Origin of the sequence: Amycolatopsis sp. NPDC049688, assembly GCF_040674975.1 — a bacterium.
In the GTDB taxonomy this organism is placed as follows: domain Bacteria; phylum Actinomycetota; class Actinomycetes; order Mycobacteriales; family Pseudonocardiaceae; genus Amycolatopsis.
Map to the genome: position 1 here is coordinate 1,151,895 of NZ_JBFANY010000001.1, position 20,088 is coordinate 1,171,982.

The window sequence follows — 20,088 nt, forward strand, 5'->3', positions numbered from 1 at the left end:
CCTTCAGGAGCGGACGGAACGGGTTCTCACTCGGACGGCACGACGGCGGCGAACACCGTCTGCTCGCCCTTGGTGCAGGTGGTGCCGCCCTGGGCGGCGGGCGGCCCGGAGGCGCACAGCCAGCCGTCGACGGTCTCGTTCACCGCGTCGTTCGAGCCGGCGCCCTGGCGCCCGGCGATCTTGCGGTGGAAGTCCCCGACGAGCTTCGTCGCGGCGGCGCAGCTGACGCCCGCGGAGCCGCTGTCGAACACGTAGAGCGTCAGCCCGCTGGCGGCGGTCACGGTGCCGCAGGAGCCGGGCACCGACGGCGGCGGCCCGGACGGCTTGGACACCGGAGCGGGCGCCTCGGAGCCGTCCGCAGCGGCGGGCGGGGGCGGCGGGGTGCCGGTCGGCGTCGTCGCGGGCGCGGAGGCGGTCGAGGAGGGCGGCGCCGGGGGCGCCTGCGCGGCCGGGCCGCCGGAGCAGGCCGCGAGCACGGGCAGGGCGAGGCAGGCCACGAGCCACGTCTTCGTGGTGGTCGGGTGGGGCACCGCGATCCTTCCTCCCCGGCTGGCTGGCCCGGTCATTCTGGCCCATCCGGGCCGGGGCCCCGCGGACCGACGCGCCCACGGGTGTGCCGGAGATTACTCCAGCGGCGTGGCGCCCCGGTCCGGTGGCCGCCGAATTGGTGTCCACAATGGACAGTTAACATTCCGTTCACGCTCCGAAACCTCCCGCTGCGATCAAGAATCGATCGGTCTAATTCCGGCCGTTCCCGTTAACAATCCGGCCCGGCGAGCCGAAGATCTTGGTGGGAGCCGACGAGCTTCCCCGTCCCCGACACCCGTCCCGAGATCCGTGAGAGCGATGAACGCCGACGCTGTGACCAGTACCGAAGACCCGTCCAGTCCGCCGACCGTCCCGAGCACCGTGGTCTGGTGCTGCGGCCGCCCGTATGTGCTCGAGGGCCGCGCGGGCCGGGCCCGCTGGATGGGCACCGACTACCGCGGCCGCCCCGAGTCGCTGACCAGCGCGGAGCTGCAGCGCCGCGGGTGGAGCCACCGCCGGGCCAGCTGAGCCCGCCCTGGCCGCCCTGGCTGGGGGAGGGTGGGCCGGGGATCGTCCTCCGGGGGTTGGGCCGGTGCCGGTCGGGCAATGCCCTGCCGGCGCCGCCCGCCCGGGCCGGTGCTCGGCCGGCGCGGGCCCGGCAACCAGGGCTGCGGGCGGACGGTTTCGGCAGGTTGGGTGAGCGCCTCACCTTGCACCGCAGGTCCCGGCCGCTCCACGGCCGGCCACGGCCGGCGTAGGCATGGGGCCTCTACCCTGCGGCGCCTGGCCTGGCCACGGCACGGCTGGCGCAGGTCCGGCAGACAGAACCCCCTGTACTTCCGGCCCGACCGCTCACCGGCCGGTGCAGCCCGCACGCCCCGTCCGCCCGGTCGGTGGAGGCCGGCCGCCTCGCCCCCGCCCGCCGCGGCCGCTTCCCGGTCGGTGAAGGCCGCCCGCCCCGCCCCGTCAGCCTCGGTCGGTGGAGGCCGCCCGCCCCGCCCCGTCAGCCCCGGTCGGTGGAGGCCGCCCGCCTCGCCCTGCCAGCCGCGGCCGCTCCCAGTCGGTTGAGGCCGCCCGCCTCGCCCCGTCAGCCCGGCCACTTCCCACCTGGCGCAGGCCCGGCAAGGGGCCGCAACCTCGCGCCGCCAGGCCCGGCCCCGTCCCAGCCGGCGCCGGCCCACCAACCAGGCCCCGCACCCTGCCCTTCAGGCCCCGACCCCGCACCGCACCACCGGGCGCCCCGCCACCCCTCCGCTGTTTAATGGCCCCGTGAGCACAGCCGCCCCCGAACCCGCCGCTCAGCCCGGTACCGCCGAGCCCTCCCTGCTGCGGCAGGCGCTCAACGTCCCCAACATCCTCTCCCTGCTGCGGCTGGCCGGCGTTCCGGTCTTCCTCTGGCTCCTGCTCGGCCCCCGAGAAGACGGCTGGGCCCTCGCACTGCTCGTCTTCAGCGCCCTCACCGACTGGCTCGACGGCAAGCTCGCCCGCTGGCTCAACCAGATGTCCCGCCTCGGGCAGCTGCTCGACCCCGCCGCCGACCGGCTCTACATCCTCGCCACCCTGATCGCCTTCCTCGTCCGGGACATCATCCCGTGGTGGGTGGTCGTCCCGCTGGTGCTGCGGGAGGCCGTGCTCGGCGTCTGCGTCATGACGCTGCGCCGCCGGGGGTTCGCGCCGCCCGAGGTCACCTACCTCGGCAAGGGGGCCACCTTCGTCCTGATGTACGCCTTCCCGTTCCTGCTGCTCGCGCAGGGTGGCTCCGGCGTCGCCGCGGTCGCGCGGCCGATCGGGTACGCCTTCACCATCTGGGGCGCCGTTCTCTACGTCTGGTCCGGTGTCCTCTACGTCGTGCAGGCACGCAACGCCCTCCGCGAACCCGCAGAGTGAGCTTTCGCCGGGTCGTGGCGGGCGGCTGGGCCGTGTGGGTGTAAGACTTCGCGCAGCACGTTTCGCCAGTGAGGGCATGAAAGGGGACCGCGGTGTCCGCTCCTGAAGAGCTTCGCTACACCGAGGACCACGAGTGGGTCGCCACCCGCGAGGAGACGCTCGTCCGGGTGGGCATCACCGAGTACGCGCAGGACCAGCTCGGCGACGTCGTGTTCGTCGACCTGCCCGAGGTCGGCAGGCAGGTGAGCGCGGGCGACGTCTTCGGCGAGGTCGAGTCGACCAAGAGCGTCTCCGAGCTGTTCGCGCCGGTCGACGGGGAGGTCGTCGCGGTCAACGACGCCGTCGCCGACTCGCCCGAGCTGATCAACAGCGACCCCTACGGCGAGGGCTGGCTGATCGAGATCCGGCTCGACGACCCCGCCGGGCTCGAAGCGCTGCTCGAAGCCGAGGCGTACGACGCCCTGACCAAGGGCTGAAGCCCGCTCCGCCGGTTCGGGGAGCCGGGGCTCGGAGAATCGATCAGGCACGGTACGTTGGCAGCTACACGTTCTTGAGTACTGGCAACACAGCATGTGTGGAGGAGAGCTCAGGTGAGCACGAACGACGGGCCCGGCGGCGTTCCCCCGGAGCAGTCTCCGGAGCGGACCTCTGTCTTCCGGGCCGACTTCCTGGCCGAAGCCGAAGGTCGCGAGCCCGCCCCGGAAGCCCCGGTCCAGGGAGTCGACGCCCTGCCCCCGGGTTCGGCCCTGCTGGTCGTGAAGCGCGGGCCGAACGCGGGTTCGCGGTTCCTGCTCGACCGCGACACCACCAGCGCCGGACGGCACCCGGACAGCGACATCTTCCTCGACGACGTCACGGTCTCCCGCCGGCACGCCGAATTCCGGCGTGAGGGCGGCGAGTTCGTCGTCATCGACGTCGGCAGCCTCAACGGCACCTACGTCAACCGCGAGCCGGTCGACCAGGCCGTGCTCGCCGGCGGCGACGAGGTGCAGATCGGGAAGTTCCGCCTGGTCTTCCTGACCGGCCCGGGGCACGGGGGCCAGGGGGCGCAGTGACGGCGGCCGGACGGCCACAACGTGACGGGTTGAGCATCGGGGCCGTTCTCGCGCAGCTGCGCGGCGACTTCCCCGATGTCACCATCTCCAAGATCCGGTTCCTCGAAGCCGAAGGCCTGGTCCAGCCGGGCCGGACGCCTTCGGGGTACCGGCAGTTCGCCGCGGCGGACGTGGAGCGTCTCAGGTTCGTCCTGGCCGCCCAGCGGGACCACTACCTCCCGTTGAAGGTCATCAAGGAACAGCTGGACGCGGCGGACTCGGGCAACGGGACCGCCGCGGCCCTGCCCCGCCCGCCGCGCCGGCTGGTGCCCATCGACGCGCCGGCCGAGAACGTCGGCCTGCCCGTGGCGGACGACTTCGCCGCGGGCAAGGAGCTGCGCCTGACCCAGGAGGAGCTCCTGGAACAGGCGGGCATCGACGCGGGGGCGCTGGCCGAGCTGCAGCAGTACGGCCTGGTCCGGCCCGGTCCCGCCGGGTTCTTCGACCCGGACGCGGTGCTGGTCGCGCGGACGGTGAAGGCGATGACCGAATTCGGGATCGAACCGAGACACCTGCGCGCGTTCCGCGCCGCGGCCGACCGCGAGGTCGGGCTGCTGGAGCAGATCGTGACGCCGGTGTACCGGCACCGCGACCCGGAGGCCAAGTCCCGGGCCGACGAAGTGGTGCGGGAGCTCGCGGCCCTGTCCGTGACCCTGCACACGCTGCTCGTCAAGGCCGGAATCCGTGGCGTCGCCGGGTGTTGATCGATAACGGGGCAGTGAGATCCTCTTTGCGGTCCCATGTCAATGACTGAATGTTCGGCACCGCATGCCGTACCGTGAAGGGACGGGTTTGCGGCAGGCGAACCGAGAGAGTCCGGACAGCGAGCACAGCGCACGGATGACGGGTAGCGTCGGGAGTGAGGGCGTGAAGCCGGTTCAGCGCTGCAGCCCGTGTGCACGAGAGGGAGGCGAAGCCCGATGAGCGAAATGCGCGTCGTCGGTGTGCGGGTCGAGCTGCCCGCGAATCAGCCGATCTTGTTGCTGCGGGAGACCGAAGGCGAACGGTACCTGCCGATCTGGATCGGCTCGGTCGAAGCCACCGCCATCGCCTTGGAGCAACAGGGGGTCCGGCCGGCCCGCCCGCTCACGCATGACCTGCTGAAAGAGGTCATCGGAGCACTCGGCCGGGAGCTCGAGCAGGTCGTCATCACCGACCTGAAGGAGGGCACCTTCTTCGCGGAGCTCGTCTTCGACGGCGACATCCGGGTGTCCGCCCGGCCGAGCGACTCGGTCGCGCTGGCCCTGCGGATCGGCGTCCCCATCCACGCCGTGGACTCGGTGCTGGAGGAAGCCGGCCTGATCATCCCGGACGAGCAGGAAGACGAAGTCGAGAAGTTCCGCGAGTTCCTCGACTCGGTTTCCCCGGAAGACTTCCGCGGAGCAGATACCTGAGGGGCCTCATGTCCCTGAGTGCCCACCAGGTCAGAGCTTCGATCGCCGTGTCCGACATCCACCGGGCGGTCGAGTTCTACGAAGGCAAGCTCGGTCTGCGGGCGCTGCAGTCCGGCCCGAGCGCCCACGTCGCCGACGGCAGCCGGACCTACGGATCCGGGGGCGGACCGGCGCTGAACGTGTACCAGTCCGGCACCGCGGGGAAGAGCTCGGCCACCCTGGCGACCTGGTACGTCGACGACATCGACGAGGTCGTCGGCGAACTCATCGCGGCCGGCGTCGAGTTCACCCGCTACGACCGGTTGGAACACGACGCGAAGGGGATCACCGCCCGGGCCGGCGGTGGGCGGATCGCCTGGTTCCAGGACCCGGACGGCAACACCTTCGCCATCGAAGCCGACATCTGAGGAGCGGTCCCCTCGCCGCGGCGAGGGGAACTTGCCTTGACGTGGACGTCAACGTCTAGCGTCGAAGGCATGCGGATCGGAGAACTTGCGCAGCGCACGGGTACCACCACCCGTGCGCTGCGGTTTTACGAGGACCAGGGCCTCCTGCAGGCCCGGCGCTCGGCGAACGGCTACCGCGAGTACGGAGAGGACGACCTCCAGCTGGTCAAGGAGATCCAGACCTTGCAGACGGTCGGCCTGACCCTGGAGGAGACCCGCCCCTTCGTCGAATGCCTGCGCAGCGGGCACGAGACCGGCGATTCCTGCGCGAACTCGATCGAGGTCTACCGGCGCAAGCTCGAAGAAGCCGACGCCCTGCTCGCCCGCCTCGGCGGCATCCGCGGCGAACTGGCCGCCAAGCTCGCCGCCGCGCTCGCCCGGCAGGCGCCCGATCCGTGTGCCGTGCCCGATTCCCCGCGCCCGTGAAGGAGCCCGCCGTGTCCGAAGTCCTCGAAGTCACCGACCGCACGTTCGCCGACGTGCTGAGCAGCGACGTTCCCGTGCTCGTCGAGTTCTGGGCCACCTGGTGCGGCCCCTGCCGGATGGTCGGCCCGGTGCTCGCGCAGCTCGCCGCCGAGCGGGACGGCGAGCTCGCCGTCCGGAAGATCAACGCCGACGAGAACCCGGAAACCACCCGCTCCTACCAGGTCATGTCGCTGCCGACGATGATCCTCTTCCGCGGCGGCGAGCCGGTCGAGACGATCGTCGGCGCGTTCCCGAAGGCCCGCATCGAGGACCGGCTCGACCGGGCCCTCAAGGCGCCGTCGCTTTGACGAACGTGTCCGCCACCTCGCGCCCGTACGTTTCGAGGTCCAGCGAAGGGTCGGCCGCGTAGGCCGCGGCGACACCGTCGACGGCCTGCGCGATCGACATCGCCATCACCTCGGGCGTGAATACGCCGAAGACGCCCTCGGCCTGGCCCTGCTTGAGCTGGCGGGCCAGGCCGTGCACGCGCAGGTCGTCGACCAGCACCTTCGTCATCACCCAGCCGTCGGCGTCGTCGGCGTTGGCGGCCAGCTCCGACAGCGCCCGGACGCACTCGGGGTACGCCCGCAGGAACGCGATCGACGTCTCGATGTGCGCCCGCAGGTAGCCGCGCCGGTCGGCCGGGTCGAGGCCGCCGCCGGTGCGTTCGGTGAGGAACGCACCCTTCGTCTCGACGACCGTGCTGAGCACGGCCTGCATCAGGCCGGCCTTGTTCGTGAAGTGGTACGAGATCAGCCGGGTGCTGCTGAGCCTGGCGCGCTCCTTGATCTTGGCGAAGGTGGTCCGGCGGTAGCCGAGATCGGCCAGGACGCCGATGGTCGCGCCGATGATCTGCGCCCGGCGCGCGGCCTCGGTGACGCTGAGGCCCATCTCGGCCATGAGGTCAGTGTTTACCTGCATGAGTAAAAAGTTACTCGGCTGAGTAACTCTGTCAAGGTGTTTGAATCACGCCGTAGGGGGTACGGCGAACGGCTCAAAGGCTCAGCCGACCGTTGAGGCTTGCCGCGCGTCGCGTTGACCGGCACTGTCCGGGCGCTTACCGTCGAAGAAGGGAAATCGCCACGGTGTGATTCACGGTCTGGGGCCGGACCGTGGCGGTTGATCTCCGGCGGGTCCCGCTCCTGGGACCGTCCGGCTGTCATTCGCCGGCCGTCAGGTCGGGCGAGGGGAGGCTTGCGTGGTCGAGGCTGGTTCCGAGAAGCAGCCTGTCGAGGTCGCGACTGGTGAGCAGGGGGAACTGTTCCCCGACAACTCGCTGCCCGACGAGCTGGTGGGGTACCGCGGTCCGGCGGCGTGCCAGATCGCCGGCATCACCTACCGCCAGCTCGACTACTGGGCCCGGACCAAACTGGTCGCACCCAGCATCCGCACCGCGCACGGCTCCGGCTCGCAGCGGCTGTACTCGTTCAAGGACATCCTGGTCCTCAAGGTCGTCAAGCGGCTGCTCGACACCGGCGTCTCGCTGCAGAACATCCGCGTCGCGGTCGACCACCTGCGCGTCCGCGGCGTCCGCGACCTGGCCCGGGTGACGCTGTTCTCCGACGGCACCACGGTCTACGAGTGCACCTCCCCGGAGGAGATCGTCGACCTGCTCCAGGGCGGCCAGGGCGTCTTCGGCATCGCGGTCAGCGGCGCGATGCAGGAAATCAGCGGCACCATCCACGAGTTCCCGGCCGAACGCGCCGACGGCGGCATCGTCGAGACGCACGAACCGGACGAACTCACCCAGCGCCGCAACGCCCGCAAGACCGGGTGATCACCGCTGCGGCGGACAGAGTAAGGTTCACCGTGCGGTCGACGAATCCGCGCGGGAGAGTCCGAGCCACACCTTGAGCTCGGCGCCGAAGGAGCAAATCCTCCCCGGAACCTCTCAGGCACCCTGGACCGCGCGGACGAGACGCCTCTGGAAAGCGGGTCGTCAGGACACACCCTGATGGCCCCGCCGACGGTGCAAGCCCGGGTCAACCTACGGGCGAAACTCTCAGGCGCCCTTAGGGGTCAGACAGAGCGGGGAGGGTTCCTTCGGATTCGGCGAGGTCTGCTCGCGCAAGGCGCTCGCCGGAATCCTGCGGTGGACACCGCCGATCGGAGGAGGCCATCGTGGATCCGTCACTCGCCTCCCTGGAACAGGGCATTCCCTTCGCCGACCGGCACATCGGCCCCGGTCCCGAAGACCTCCGGCACATCCTCGACGTCATCGGCGTCGCCTCCCTCGGCGAACTCGCCGAACGAGCCGTTCCCGAGTCGCTGCGGGAGTCCGCGGAGCCGCTCGACCTGCCGCCCGCCGCCTCCGAAGCGCAGGCCCTCGCCGAACTGCGGGAACTCGCCGCCCGGAACCGGCCGATGGCGCAGATGATCGGGCTCGGGTACCACGACACCGTCACCCCGCCGGTCATCCGGCGGGGCGTCCTGGAAAACCCCGCCTGGTACACCGCCTACACGCCCTACCAGCCCGAAATCTCCCAGGGCCGCCTGGAAGCGCTGCTCAACTTCCAGACCGTGATCGCCGATCTCACCGCGCTGCCCGTGGCCAACGCCTCCCTGCTCGACGAGGCCACCGCCGCCGCCGAAGCCATGACCCTCGTCCGGCGGGCCGGGCGGGCGGCGTCGTCCCGGTTCGTCGTCGACGCCGACACCCTGCCGCAGACCCTCGCCGTGCTGCGGACCCGGGCCGAACCACTCGGGATCGAGCTCGTCGTCGAGGACCTGTCCCAGGGGCTGACCGGGCTCGGGCTCGGCGGCGACTTCTTCGGCATCCTCCTGTCCTACCCGGGCGCGTCCGGCGCGGTGCACGAGCTCGACCTCACCATCAGCGAGGCGAAGCAGCACGGCGCGGCCGTGGTCGTCGCCGCCGACCCGCTCGCCCTCACCCTGCTGCGGCCACCCGGCGAACTCGGTGCCGACGTCGCCGTCGGCTCGACGCAGCGGTTCGGCGTCCCGCTCGGCTTCGGCGGCCCGCACGCCGCCTACCTCGCCGTCCGGAAGGGCCTCGAACGGCAGCTGCCCGGGCGGCTCGTCGGCGTTTCCCGCGACGCCGACGGCCACCCGGCCTACCGGCTCGCCCTGCAGACGCGCGAGCAGCACATCCGCCGCGAGAAGGCGACGTCGAACATCTGCACCGCGCAGGTCCTGCCGGCGGTGCTGGCGGCGATGTACGCCGTGTACCACGGCCCCGACGGGTTGCGCCGGATCGCGCTGCGGGCCCACCGGATGGCCACCGTGCTCGCCGCCGGCCTCGCCGAGGGCGGCGTCGACGTCGGGCACGGCGAGTTCTTCGACACCGTCACCGCGACCGTGCCCGGGCGCGCGGCCGCCGTCGTCGCGGCGGCCCGCGACCTCGGCGTGAACCTGCGGCTCGCCGACGACGACCACGTCGGTGTCGCCTGCGACGAGACCACGACCCGTGAACGGCTTTCGCTGGTGTGGAAGGCGTTCGGCGTCTCGGTGTCCGATGTGGACGGATTGGACGCCGACACCGCGGACGCGCTCCCGGTCCCGCTGCGCCGGACGAGCGGGTACCTGGCGCACCCGGTGTTCCACGCGCACCGCTCGGAAACCGCGATGCTGCGCTACCTGCGTGAGCTGGCCGACCAGGACGTCGCCCTCGACCGCAGCATGATCCCGCTCGGCTCGTGCACGATGAAACTCAACGCCACCGCGGAGATGGAACCGGTCACCTGGCCGGAATTCGCCGGGCTGCACCCCTTCGCGCCCGCCGGGGACGCGGCCGGCCTGCTGGAGGTCGTCGCCGACCTCGCCACCTGGCTCGCCCGGATCACCGGCTACGACACCGTTTCCCTGCAGCCCAACGCCGGCAGCCAGGGTGAGTTCGCCGGCCTGCTCGCCATCCGCGCCTACCACCGCTCCCGCGGCGAGCACGCCCGGGACGTCTGCCTCATCCCGGCCAGCGCCCACGGCACCAACGCGGCCAGCGCCGTCATGGCGGGCATGCGGGTGGTCGTCGTCCGGTGCGACGAGCGCGGCAACATCGACCTCGCCCACCTGAAGTCCACTGTGGACGAACACCGCGCCGACCTCGCCGCGATCATGCTGACCTACCCGTCGACGCACGGCGTCTACGAGGACACCGTCGGCGAGGTGTGCGCGGCGGTGCACGCCGCCGGCGGTCAGGTGTACGTCGACGGCGCCAACCTCAACGCCCTGATCGGGGTCGCCCAGTACGGCCGGTTCGGCGCCGACGTCTCGCACCTCAACCTGCACAAGACGTTCTGCATCCCGCACGGCGGCGGCGGGCCCGGCGTCGGCCCGATCGGGGTCCGCGCGCACCTGGCGCCGTTCCTGCCGAACCACCCGCTGCAGCCGGCGGCCGGCCCGGCCACCGGCGTCGGCCCGGTCAGCGCGGCGCCGTGGGGCAGCGCGTCGATCCTGCCGATCTCGTGGGCCTACGTCCGGATGATGGGCGCCGACGGCCTCCGCCGGGCGACCCTCGTCGCGGTGGCCAACGCCAACTACGTCGCCCGCCGCCTCGCCGGTCACTACCCGGTGCTGTACGCCGGGCGCGAAGGCCTGGTCGCGCACGAATGCATCCTCGACCTGCGGCCGCTGACGAAGGCCACCGGCATCACGGTCGACGACGTCGCGAAGCGCCTGGCGGACTACGGGCTGCACGCGCCGACGATGTCGTTCCCCGTCGCCGGGACGCTGATGGTGGAGCCGACGGAGAGCGAAGACCTCGCCGAGCTCGACCGCTTCTGCGACGCGATGATCGCGATCCGCGGCGAGATCGACCGCGTCGCGGCGGGGGAGTGGCCCCTGGAGGATTCGCCGCTGCGGCAGGCGCCGCACACCGCGCGGTGCGTTGCCGGCGAATGGGACCGGCCGTACAGCCGCGAGACGGCGGTGTTCCCCGCCGGCCCGGGCACGCCGAAGATCTGGCCGCCGGTCCGGCGCATCGACGGCGCGGCGGGCGACCGGAACCTGGTCTGCTCCTGCCCGCCGCCGGAGGCCTTCGCGGACCGGTCACAGGATCGCGGGGTAGGTTGACGCCCATGGTGAGCAGGCACGGTCCTGATCGGACGTCCGTGGTCGTGACCGGCGGGAGCGGCTTCATCGGCCGGGCCGTCGTGCGCGCCCTCCGCGACCGGGACGTGCCGGTCACCGTCGTGGACCGGATCCCCTTCCCCGAAGACACCGCCGGTGTCCGGGTGGTGACCGGTGACCTGCGCGAGGCGGCCGTCCGCGAGGAGGCCGTGACGCCCGGGACCGCGGGGATCGTGCACCTCGCCGCGCTGACGTCGGTGCTGAAGTCGGTCGAGCTCCCCGAGGACACCTTCGCCGACAACGTCCTCGTCACCCAGGAACTCCTGGAACTCGCCCGCCGCCGCGAGGTGCCGGCGTTCCTGCTCGCCTCGACCAACGCGGTGATCGGCAACGTCGGTTCGGCGACCATCACCCCGGATCTGCCGCTGCGCCCGCTGACGCCCTACGGCGCGACCAAGGCGGCGTGCGAGATGCTGCTGTCGGGGTACGCCGGGGCGTACGGCATGACGACGTGTGCGTTGCGGTTCACCAACGTCTACGGCCCGGGAATGTCCCACAAGGACAGTTTCGTGCCGCGGATGATGCGGGCCGCGCTGACCGGCAGCGGGGTCAAGGTCTACGGCGACGGCCGCCAGCGCCGCGACCTCGTGCACGTCGACGACGTCGTCCGCGCCGTCCTGCTGGCCCTGGACAGCGGCCACTCCGGTCGCGCGATCGTCGGCGCCGGCTGTTCGGTGTCCGTGCTGGAAATGATCGACGCCGTGCGCGAGGTGACCGGGGCCGAGTTGCCGGTCGAGCACGTCGAGGCCCCGGCGGGCGAGATGCCGGCGGTGGTCGTCGACATCTCGGCCAGCGCGGAGACCATCGGCTACCGGCCGGAGGTCTCGCTCACCGACGGTCTCGCCACGGCGTGGAAGTACTTCTCCGGCCTCGCGAACCGGTGAGCGGTTTTCTCCGGCGGCACTGGCTGCTCCTCCTGCTCCTCGTCCCGGCGATCACGCTGCGGGTGCTGACCTGGCTCGCCTACCGGCCGGCGCTGCTGTACATCGATTCGTTCCGGTACATCGACAACCTGCACGCGCTGCGCGCCGACCAGCTGAACCCGATCGGCTACGACCTCGTCCTGCGCCCGCTGCTCGCCGTCGGGGGGCTGGCCTGGGTCGCGGCGGTGCAGCACGCCGGCGGGGTCCTGATCGCGATCGGCGTCTACGCGCTGGTCCTGCGCCTCGGCGGCCGTCCGTGGGTCGGCGCGCTGGCCGCGGTCCCGCTGCTGCTCGACGCCTACCAGCTGCAGATCGAGCAGAACATCATGTCCGAGGTGACCTTCGAGGCGGTCCTTCTCGGGCTCCTCTGGCTGCTGCTCGGGTGGGGCACCCCGGGCTGGAAGCGCGCCGGCGCCGCGGGCCTGCTGCTCGGCTTCGGCGTGCTCACCCGGCTGATCGGCATCTCATTGGCGTTGCCGCTGCTGGTGTTCCTGGTCGTCGCCGGGGGAGCGTGGCGGCACTGGGCGGGATGGCGCCGGGCCGGCGCCGGCCTCCTCGGCCTGCTCGCCGTGCTGGTCCCGTATGCGGCGCGGGTGCATGCCGAGACCGGGAAGTGGGGCCTGACCGGGCCGTCCGGGAACATGCTCTACGGCCGCACCGCCGCCGTCGCCGACTGCGCGAACCTGCACCTCGCCCCGGAGGTGCAGGTGTTCTGCCCGGCCGAGCCGCGCGAAACGCGCCTGGTCGACAACTACACCCACGCCGACCTCGACCCGAACTGGCCCGGCCCGCTACCCCCGGGCGCGGACAAAGTCGCACTGGCGCACGAGTTCGCGATCGCCGTCCTGAAGGCCCAGCCCGGCGACGTCGCCGACGCGATCCTGACCGACTTCGCCAAGAGTTTCGCCTGGACACGCGAGCAGGACCCGGCCGACGTCCCGCTGGACCGATGGCAGTTCCAGCTCACCTACCCGCAGTGGGCCGACCAGTCGCTGATCGACCTGGTCACGCTGCAGAACGACGGCGTCGTCGCGCACGTCGACCAGCCCCTGGCGAAGATCCTGCGCGACTACCAGCTCGGCGGCGGCTACGTCTCGGGCGGAGTACTCGGCATCGGCGCGGTGTTGGGCCTGCTGCCGGTGTTCCGACGCAAGAAGCCCCTGGACCGGGCCCAGGCGGGCGCGCTGCTGGCGGCGTCGGCCGGCCTGGTGCTGCTCTTCGCCTCGGCGGTGTTCCTGTTCTCCTGGCGCTACCAGATCCCGGCGCTGGTGCTGCTGCCGGTGGCCGGGGCGCTCGGCTTCACCACGCTGACATCGGCGAGCCGGAAGCGGCTCGCGGCCTTCCCCGACGACGTCGACGCCGGTGCTCTCAACGACTTCCGCGGCCGGCACCCCGGCCTGCAGCTGGCACCGCTGACCGTCGTCATCGCCGCCTACAACGAGGCCGGCGGCATCGGCGAAGTCCTGGAAAAGATGCCCGACCAGTGCCTCGGCATGCCGGTCGACGTGCTGGTGGTGGTCGACGGCGGCACCGACGACACGGCGTCGATCGCCGAAGACCACGGCGCCTACGTCTGCGTCGCGCCGCGCAACCGCGGTCAGGGCGCCGCGCTGCGCCTCGGCTACCACCTCGCGGCCGAGGCCGGCGCCGAGTACGTCGTGACGACCGACGCCGACGGCCAGTACGACAACAGCGAGCTCGAAGCGCTCGTGCGCCCGGTCGTCGACGGCACCGCCGACTTCGTCACCGGATCCCGGCGGCTCGGGCACGAGGAGGCCGACAGCCGCGTCCGGTGGCTCGGCGTCCGCGTCTTCGCGGTCCTGGCCTCGGTGCTCACGGCCCGGCGGATCACCGACACGTCGTTCGGCTTCCGCGCGATGCGGGCGGACCTGGTCTGCGCGGTCCCGCTGAACGAGCCGCAGTACCAGTCTTCCGAGCTGCTGCTCGGCGTCACCGCCCGTGGCGCCCGCGTCACCGAGCTGCCGATGAGCATGCGGCTGCGCAAGGCGGGCAAGAGCAAGAAGGGCGGCAGCCTCGTCTACGGCGCGAACTACGCCCGCGTCATGACCGGGACGTGGTGGCGGGGGTACGTGCTGCGCCGCGGCCGAACACGAGCCGGTCGAGCAGCGTGAACTTGACGGCGAACACCAGCGCGTAGCTGGCGACGTACGCGCCGTCGACGAGCACGACCCACCAGAAGTGCGGCAGCTCCAGGGGCGTCAGCAGCGAGCCCGCGAGGGTCGTCAGGCCGATCGACGCCAGCCCGCCGAGCCCGATGACGGCCAGGTAGGGCAGCAGTTCGCGCCGCACCCGCGGCCGCCCGGTGCGGCCCCACACCCAGCGCCGGGTGACCAGGAAGTTCAGCACCGCCCCGGCCGCCCAGGCCAGCGTGCTCGCCAGGGCCGGGACCCCGCCGGCGGCGAGGACGGCGAGCAGCACGACCTGGCTGACGACGGTGGCCGCGACCGAGGTCGTCGCGGCGCGGGCCAGCCGGGCCCAGCCGCGGTGGCGGGTCTTCTCCGCCGTGCGGGGCCGCACGCCGTTGGTTACCGTCGTCATGTCCCCATCCTCCCCGCGGGCCGCGCGCGCCGCCGTCCGGCCCCCCCACGCATAGGAGATTCACAGGTCATTGCCAGGTCCTCATCAGCACGTGATCTATAGCGTTCGGGTGGCGTAAACGAGCAGGAAAGGCGGCACAATGCGTGTGCTGGTTCTCGGCGGTGACGGATACCTGGGCTGGCCGACCGCGTTGCACTTATCGGACAAAGGCCACGACGTGGCCGTTCTCGACAATTTCGCGCGCCGCGGGTACGACGCCGAACTCGGCGTCGAGAGCCTGGTCCCGATCGCATCACCGGCCGACCGCATCGCCGCCTGGCGCGAGGTCTCCGGCAAGACGATCACCAGCTACGAAGGCGACCTCCTCGACGCGGAGTTCCTGTTCGGGGCGGTGCGCGACTTCGCGCCGGACGCGGTCGTCCACTACGCCGAGCAGCGGTCGGCGCCGTATTCCATGATCGACCGCGAACACGCGGTGTACACGCAGCACAACAACGTGGTCGGCACGCTGAACCTGCTGTACGCGATCGCCGAGATCGACCCGGCCATCCACCTCGTCAAACTGGGCACGATGGGTGAATACGGCACGCCGAACATCGACATCGAAGAGGGCTGGCTGGAACTCGAGCACAACGGGCGCACGGACCGCGTGCTGTTCCCGAAACGGCCGGGTTCCTTCTACCACCTGACGAAGGTCCACGATTCGCACAACATCGAATTCACCTGCCGCGCGTGGGGACTGCGCGCCACGGACCTCAACCAGGGCATCGTCTACGGCCAGCAGACGCCGCAGACCGCGCTCGACCCGCGGCTGGCGACCCGGTTCGACTACGACGCGGTGTTCGGCACGGTGCTGAACCGGTTCGCCATCCAGGCGGTGCTGGGGCAGCCGCTGACGGTGTACGGCAAGGGCGCGCAGACCCGCGGCCTGATCGACATCCGCGACACGGTCGAGTGCATCCGCCTGGCCGTCGAGCACCCCGCCGAGCCGGGCGAGTTCCGCGTGTTCAACCAGATGACGGAGAGCATGCCGGTGGCCGGCATCGCCGAGCTGGTGGCCGACCGGTTCCCCGGCCCGGTGCAGATCGAGCAGCTGGAGAACCCGCGCACCGAGGCGCCGGAGCACTACTACAACGTGAAGCACACCGGGCTGGTCGGGCTGGGGCTGCAGCCGCACCTGCTGTCGGACACGCTGATCGAGTCCATGTTCGACATCGTGGGGGCCAACAAGCACCGGGTGAACCCGGAGAAGCTGCGCCCGACCGTCCGCTGGCGGGGTGCCCTGAAGGCCTGACAGCCCCGTGTGGGGCTCCCGGCGCCGGGAGCCCCCGCGGGTTTCAGCCGGGCAGCTTGTCGAGGAAGCCGTGCACCTTGGCGATCTTGCCGTCTTCGAGCTCGACGACGTCGAACCCGATGGCGACCGGCTCGGCGCCGGGGGTGCCGAGGTGCCACTGGAAGCGCGCGAGATCGTGGTGGGCGTCGGGGCCGGCGGGCAGGCTGAAGGTGAGCCCGCCGAACTGCTGCTGCGCCCCGGCGACGAACTGGTCGATCCCGTCGTGCCCGGCGACGGCGCCGAGCGGGTCGGTGTAGCCGGCGTCGGCGGTGAAGACGTCGGCGATGAGGGCCCGCCGCCGGTCGCCGTCCGTCTCGTTCCAGACGGCGATGTACTGCTCGACGAGGGTGCGGACGTCGGTCATGACTGGTTCCTTCCGGTTGGGGGACAACGGTTTCGGTCGTCGTCCTGCGCTGGGACCGACTTTGGCGGACGAGCGGCGGCCCGTCGATTACGCGGGAGGTAATGCCGGGGCGGCGAAAATCCGGTGGCGCCGCGAGGCCCCGCCCGCGACACTCGCCGGGTGGAGGAAGATCCGGACGACGCGTGGCACGCCAAGCCGGGACCGGCGGATCCCGGGCTGGTAGGCGAGGTGGTCGCCGCGGCCCGCGCCGAACGGCCGGCCGCGCCGCTGGAGCGGGTGGCCGTCGCTGCCTACGAAGCCGGCGTCACGCCCCTCGGCCTGATGCGGGCCTGCTACGCGGCCCAAGACAGGGTGGTCGCCGAGTCGCCGGCGGGCGACGATGATCCGGCCTGGGAAGCTCTGGCGGACCTCATGGACCGGCTCACCGGCTTCTGCGCGCCCGGCGCGCACATCGAGCCATTACCCCGGAAGTAATGGCAGCGCCGCCGTGATCGCCGTAGCGTCGCTCGCGTGACGACCATGGTGCAGGCGCGGCAGCGGCCCGTCGGTGAGCTGCTGCGGGAATGGCGGGACCGGCGCCGGATCAGCCAGCTCGATCTGGCGATCTCGGCGGACATCTCCACCCGCCACCTCAGTTTCGTGGAGACCGGCCGGTCCAAGCCGAGCCGGGACATGGTGCTGCGGCTCGGCGAGCACCTCGACGTCCCGCTGCGGGACCGCAACCGGCTGCTGCTGGCCGCCGGGTACGCGCCCGCCTACACCGAGACCGCGCTGGGGGACCCGGAGCTGGACGCCGTCCGCCAGGCCGTCCGGCAGCTGCTCGCGGGCCACGACCCGTACCCCGCCGCCGTCGTCGACCGGAACTGGAACCTCGTCGACGCCAACGCCGGCGTCGGGCTCTTCGTCGCCGGTGTCGCGCCCGAGCTGACCACCAACGTGCTGCGCGCCACCCTGCACCCCGACGGCATGGCGCCGCACATCCTCAACCTGGGGGAGTGGCGCGCCCACCTGCTCGGCCGGCTGCGGCGGCAGGTGAGCCAGACCGCGGACGCGGGGCTCGCCGAACTCCTCGACGAGCTGCGCGGCTACCCCTGCGACCAGCCGGTGCCCGAGGTCGAGGTCCCCGGCCCGGGTGACATCTTCGTGCCGCTGAAGTTCCGCCACGAAGGCACCGACCTGGCGTTCTTCAGCACGATCGCGACGTTCGGCACCCCGTTGGACATCACCGTCGCCGAGCTGGTCATCGAGTCGTTCTTCCCGGCCGACGCGGCGACGGCGGCATACCTGCGCGAGCGGGCCGTCCCGGTGGGATGATGGGGTTCCGCGCAGCATCCGAAGTGAGGATCACCGGTTGATGGCCGTCCCGCCTTCGCTCGCCCTGTCCGACGGAGTCCGCATCCCCCAGCTGCTGTTCGGCGTCGCGGGTCTGTCCCCGGCCGAGACCGGCCGGGCCGTCCGCATCGCCCTCGACACCGGCTACCGCGGCATCGACACCACGCCCGGGACCGAGGCGGCGGTCGGCGCGGTGCTCGCCGCGGCGGAGGTGCCGCGCGAGGAACTGTTCGTCAGCGTGCACGTGCCCGCCCAGGGCTACGACACCGCCCGCCGGGCCGCCGACCAGGTGCTGGCCGCGCTGCAGCTCGAGCGCGTCGACCTGTGCCTGCTGGACGGCACGAAGGGCGCGTTCACCGACACCTGGCGCGCGCTGAGCCGGCTGCGCGCCGACGGCCGGGCCCGCGTGCTCGGCGTGGCCGGCTTCGGCGCCGCCGAGCTGCGCCGGCTGATCGACGCGACCGGCTCGGTGCCGGCGGTCAACCAGGTCGAGCTGCACCCGTGGCTGCAGCAGCTCCCGCTGCGCGAGTTCCACGCCGAGCGCGGCATCGTGACCGCGGCGGCCAGCCCGGCGGCGAACACGGCGCTGCTGTCGGATGAGACGGTCACCGCGCTCGCCGCGAAGTACGGCAAGACCCCGGCGCAGATCGTGCTCCGCTGGCACCTGCAGAACGACACGGTCGCCGTGGCGGCGTCGGCCACGACGACCCGCATCCGCGAGCACTTCGGCATCTTCGACTTCGAGCTGGCCGACGACGACATCGCCGTGGTGGCCGAGCTCGACAACGGGACGCGCGTCTAGGCCGACTTGATCCCGGCGGCCGCGAAGTCGGCCTGCTGCGCGGGCTGTTCCAGGTACTCGCGGAAGGTCTGGGCGGCGCGCAGCGCGGTGTCGTCGATGCCCGGGCCGGCGAGCCCGACGAACGGGTAGTCCGCCGAGCGGGCGTTCGCCACCGACTGGGCGGGCGAGCCGATCATCTCCGGTTTCTTGGTGGTCAGCTCGCTCACCCAGTATGACGACTCGGGCAGCCAGGCGGCCGGGAGCCCGCCGATGGAGTCGAGCTTGGCCCGGCCGACCAGTGCGTCGAGCACCTGCGCCGAGGGCTTGGCGTCGATCGTGACGTGCACGCACTGGCCGTGCACGACGGTGGCGGCCTGGTTCCACCGCTGGGCGGCCGCGGTGAGGGGCTTCTGCACACTGGGGGTGACGACGATCCGCATCTGCGCGGTGCCGCCGTCGCAGCTGGCGGCCTGCGCCTCGGCCCGGCTGTTGAGCTCGTTGTCGGCCCAGTTCCAGCCGACGATGCCGAGCCCGATCAGGGCGGCGAGCACGAGGCAGGCGATGGGCCAGGTGGCGATCCGCCGCCGCGGCGCCTTCTTGCCGACGATCCGGTGCGAGCCGGTGACGTCGCCCTTCCCGACCACGCGGTGCGAACCGGTGCCTTCGCTGCGCCCGGCCCGGCTCGGCCCGGTGCTGTCGGTGCGGCCCGTCCGCTGCGGCCCGGTGGTGTCGCCGCGGTCGGGGGTCCGGAGCGCGACGGTGCTGTCGCTGTGACCCGCGCGCTGCGGCCCGGTGGTGTCACCGGGTTCGGGGGTCCGGAGGGCGACGGTGTTCTCGCTGCGTTCTGCGGTGTCGTCGCCGCGGGCGGCGAGGTCGCCGGGGGAGTCGTCCTGCCGGGTGATCACCTCGGTCCGCTCGGCGGCGGACTCGGGCTGCCGGGCGGCGGCGCGCTTGCCGCGGCGGGAGCGGGTGCCCGACTCGGCGACGGCGGGGTAGGCGGTGGTGACCTCGGCGCTGTTCTCGGCGGGTGCCTCGCGGCGGCGGGAGGCGCGCCTACCGGTGGGTTCGGCGGCCGGGTACGCGCCGGACGCTTCACCACGGCGGGCCGGGGCAGGGGCCGGGTGGGCACCGGACGCTTCGCCGCGGCGGGCGGGGTGGGTGGCGGTGGACCCGGCAGGAGCGGCGGCTGGGTGGGAGCCGGTCCCTTCGCCGCGGCGGGCGGGGTGGGTGGCGGTGGATCCGACGGGGGTGGCGGCCGGGTGGGAGCCGGTCCCTTCGCCGCGACGGGCCGGGTGCGTGGCAGTGGAAGCGCCCGGCGCCGCGGCCGGGTAGGAACCGGATGCCTCGCCGCGGCGGGCGGGGTGGGAGCCGCCGGAAGCGTCGATCCCGTACGCGCCGGAGGTCTCCCCGGGCCGCGCGGGATGCGTCGCGGTGGTCCCGGGCACGTCGATGCGGTTCGCGGCCGGGTAGGCCCCCGATGCCTCACCCCGGCGCGGAGCACGGGTCACGGTCGATTCGCCGCCGCCCGCAGCCGGGTACGCGCCGGATGCTTCGCCGCGGCGGGTGCCCGTCACCGGGTAGGCCCCGGAGGTCTCGCCTCGCCGGGCCACCGGCTGAGGACCGCCGGGCGCGGGCGGGAACCCCGGTGCTTCGGCTCCTTCCGTGAAGAAGGCCGAACCGGATGACTCACGGGCGGCGCCGGCCGCCCGGCCCGCGATCCCGAACGCGTCGGAGATGGAGCTGCGCCCCGGGGTGCGGAAGGCGCCGGAAGCCTCGCTGCGGCCCTCGGCGGGCACGCGCGGCGTGCGGTCCTGAGGGTGCGGCACCGGCTCCTCGTCCCGGTAGTGTCGCCCCATCCGTCATCCTTTCGGGGTGAGCGCATGTCAAGCACGCGCTGCTA

General features: G+C 72.4%; 22 protein-coding genes and 1 riboswitch. Of the genes, 17 read left to right on the forward strand and 5 right to left on the reverse strand.

Annotation, left to right across the window (positions count from 1 at the left end):
- Positions 1-26 precede the first annotated feature (26 nt).
- Positions 27-530, reverse strand: coding sequence for a hypothetical protein (locus tag AB0J55_RS04870; protein ID WP_364242852.1), 504 nt, complete (start codon positions 528-530; stop codon positions 27-29).
- Positions 531-846: 316 nt separating this feature from the next.
- Between AB0J55_RS04870 and AB0J55_RS04875 the strand changes: the two genes are divergently transcribed.
- The 9 genes from AB0J55_RS04875 (at position 847) to trxA (ending at position 6,122) form a co-directional block, all read left to right on the forward strand.
- Positions 847-1,056: a hypothetical protein gene (locus AB0J55_RS04875; protein WP_033260629.1), complete on the forward strand. Its 210-nt coding sequence runs from the start codon at positions 847-849 to the stop codon at positions 1,054-1,056.
- Between the two features lie 741 nt (positions 1,057-1,797).
- Complete coding sequence (locus tag AB0J55_RS04880; protein WP_364242854.1) at positions 1,798-2,415, forward strand: CDP-alcohol phosphatidyltransferase family protein; 618 nt, start codon at positions 1,798-1,800, stop codon at positions 2,413-2,415.
- Between the two features lie 92 nt (positions 2,416-2,507).
- On the forward strand, positions 2,508-2,891 hold the full coding sequence (gene gcvH, locus AB0J55_RS04885) for a glycine cleavage system protein GcvH (protein ID WP_103352921.1): 384 nt from the start codon (positions 2,508-2,510) through the stop codon (positions 2,889-2,891).
- 114 nt (positions 2,892-3,005) lie between these two features.
- Complete coding sequence (garA, locus tag AB0J55_RS04890; protein WP_004559567.1) at positions 3,006-3,470, forward strand: glycogen accumulation regulator GarA; 465 nt, start codon at positions 3,006-3,008, stop codon at positions 3,468-3,470.
- Positions 3,467-4,213, forward strand: coding sequence for a MerR family transcriptional regulator (locus tag AB0J55_RS04895; protein ID WP_364242858.1), 747 nt, complete (start codon positions 3,467-3,469; stop codon positions 4,211-4,213). The genes garA and AB0J55_RS04895 overlap by 4 nt, the downstream gene beginning before the upstream one ends.
- A gap of 216 nt (positions 4,214-4,429) precedes the next feature.
- Positions 4,430-4,903 (forward strand): bifunctional nuclease family protein, encoded by a 474-nt coding sequence (locus AB0J55_RS04900; protein WP_004559569.1) that lies wholly within the window; start codon positions 4,430-4,432, stop codon positions 4,901-4,903.
- 8 nt (positions 4,904-4,911) lie between these two features.
- Positions 4,912-5,310 carry a VOC family protein gene (locus AB0J55_RS04905; RefSeq protein WP_364242861.1) on the forward strand — a complete coding sequence of 133 codons (399 nt, stop codon included), beginning with the start codon at positions 4,912-4,914 and terminating at the stop codon, positions 5,308-5,310.
- A gap of 69 nt (positions 5,311-5,379) precedes the next feature.
- Positions 5,380-5,775 (forward strand): MerR family transcriptional regulator, encoded by a 396-nt coding sequence (locus tag AB0J55_RS04910; RefSeq protein WP_364242864.1) that lies wholly within the window; start codon positions 5,380-5,382, stop codon positions 5,773-5,775.
- Between the two features lie 11 nt (positions 5,776-5,786).
- Entirely contained in the window at positions 5,787-6,122 is a 336-nt protein-coding gene (trxA, locus tag AB0J55_RS04915; protein WP_364242866.1) for a thioredoxin, read from the forward strand.
- On the opposite strand, the gene AB0J55_RS04920 is transcribed toward trxA, so the two are convergent.
- A complete protein-coding gene (locus AB0J55_RS04920) occupies positions 6,103-6,714 on the reverse strand; it encodes a TetR family transcriptional regulator (protein ID WP_364243418.1) in 612 nt (203 codons plus the stop codon). The genes trxA and AB0J55_RS04920 overlap by 20 nt on opposite strands.
- Before the next feature lie 298 nt (positions 6,715-7,012).
- On the opposite strand from AB0J55_RS04920, the gene AB0J55_RS04925 reads away from it, so the two are divergent.
- The 4 genes from AB0J55_RS04925 to AB0J55_RS04940 all read left to right on the forward strand — a co-directional run bounded on the left by AB0J55_RS04925 (position 7,013) and on the right by AB0J55_RS04940 (position 13,951).
- A complete protein-coding gene (locus AB0J55_RS04925) occupies positions 7,013-7,591 on the forward strand; it encodes a MerR family transcriptional regulator (protein ID WP_033260631.1) in 579 nt (192 codons plus the stop codon).
- 42 nt (positions 7,592-7,633) lie between these two features.
- Positions 7,634-7,732, forward strand: a riboswitch (glycine riboswitch).
- Between the two features lie 203 nt (positions 7,733-7,935).
- Positions 7,936-10,839, forward strand: coding sequence for an aminomethyl-transferring glycine dehydrogenase (gene gcvP, locus AB0J55_RS04930; RefSeq protein WP_364242869.1), 2,904 nt, complete (start codon positions 7,936-7,938; stop codon positions 10,837-10,839).
- A gap of 5 nt (positions 10,840-10,844) precedes the next feature.
- Positions 10,845-11,780 (forward strand): NAD-dependent epimerase/dehydratase family protein, encoded by a 936-nt coding sequence (locus AB0J55_RS04935; RefSeq protein WP_364242872.1) that lies wholly within the window; start codon positions 10,845-10,847, stop codon positions 11,778-11,780.
- Positions 11,777-13,951 (forward strand): glycosyltransferase family 2 protein, encoded by a 2,175-nt coding sequence (locus AB0J55_RS04940; protein ID WP_364242875.1) that lies wholly within the window; start codon positions 11,777-11,779, stop codon positions 13,949-13,951. The genes AB0J55_RS04935 and AB0J55_RS04940 overlap by 4 nt, the downstream gene beginning before the upstream one ends.
- Here AB0J55_RS04940 and AB0J55_RS04945 read toward each other — a convergent pair.
- Entirely contained in the window at positions 13,881-14,378 is a 498-nt protein-coding gene (locus tag AB0J55_RS04945) for a GtrA family protein (protein ID WP_364242878.1), read from the reverse strand. The genes AB0J55_RS04940 and AB0J55_RS04945 overlap by 71 nt on opposite strands.
- 139 nt (positions 14,379-14,517) lie before the next feature.
- Here AB0J55_RS04945 and AB0J55_RS04950 point away from each other — a divergent pair, with 139 nt between their 5' ends.
- Positions 14,518-15,672 carry an NAD-dependent epimerase/dehydratase family protein gene (locus AB0J55_RS04950; protein WP_364242881.1) on the forward strand — a complete coding sequence of 385 codons (1,155 nt, stop codon included), beginning with the start codon at positions 14,518-14,520 and terminating at the stop codon, positions 15,670-15,672.
- Positions 15,673-15,715: 43 nt separating this feature from the next.
- Here AB0J55_RS04950 and AB0J55_RS04955 read toward each other — a convergent pair whose 3' ends face one another.
- Entirely contained in the window at positions 15,716-16,075 is a 360-nt protein-coding gene (locus tag AB0J55_RS04955) for a nuclear transport factor 2 family protein (RefSeq protein ID WP_364242884.1), read from the reverse strand.
- A gap of 159 nt (positions 16,076-16,234) precedes the next feature.
- Between AB0J55_RS04955 and AB0J55_RS04960 the strand changes: the two genes are divergently transcribed.
- The 3 genes from AB0J55_RS04960 to AB0J55_RS04970 are packed head-to-tail and all read left to right on the forward strand — an operon-like array spanning position 16,235 to position 18,209.
- Positions 16,235-16,549, forward strand: a complete 315-nt coding sequence (locus AB0J55_RS04960) for a hypothetical protein (RefSeq protein ID WP_364242886.1) — start codon at positions 16,235-16,237, stop codon at positions 16,547-16,549.
- A gap of 45 nt (positions 16,550-16,594) precedes the next feature.
- Complete coding sequence (locus AB0J55_RS04965; RefSeq protein ID WP_364243421.1) at positions 16,595-17,389, forward strand: helix-turn-helix transcriptional regulator; 795 nt, start codon at positions 16,595-16,597, stop codon at positions 17,387-17,389.
- Between the two features lie 40 nt (positions 17,390-17,429).
- A complete protein-coding gene (locus tag AB0J55_RS04970; protein WP_364242889.1) occupies positions 17,430-18,209 on the forward strand; it encodes an aldo/keto reductase in 780 nt (259 codons plus the stop codon).
- On the opposite strand, the gene AB0J55_RS04975 is transcribed toward AB0J55_RS04970, so the two are convergent.
- Positions 18,206-20,044 carry a hypothetical protein gene (locus tag AB0J55_RS04975; RefSeq protein WP_364242891.1) on the reverse strand — a complete coding sequence of 613 codons (1,839 nt, stop codon included), beginning with the start codon at positions 20,042-20,044 and terminating at the stop codon, positions 18,206-18,208. The genes AB0J55_RS04970 and AB0J55_RS04975 overlap by 4 nt on opposite strands.
- Positions 20,045-20,088 lie beyond the last annotated feature (44 nt).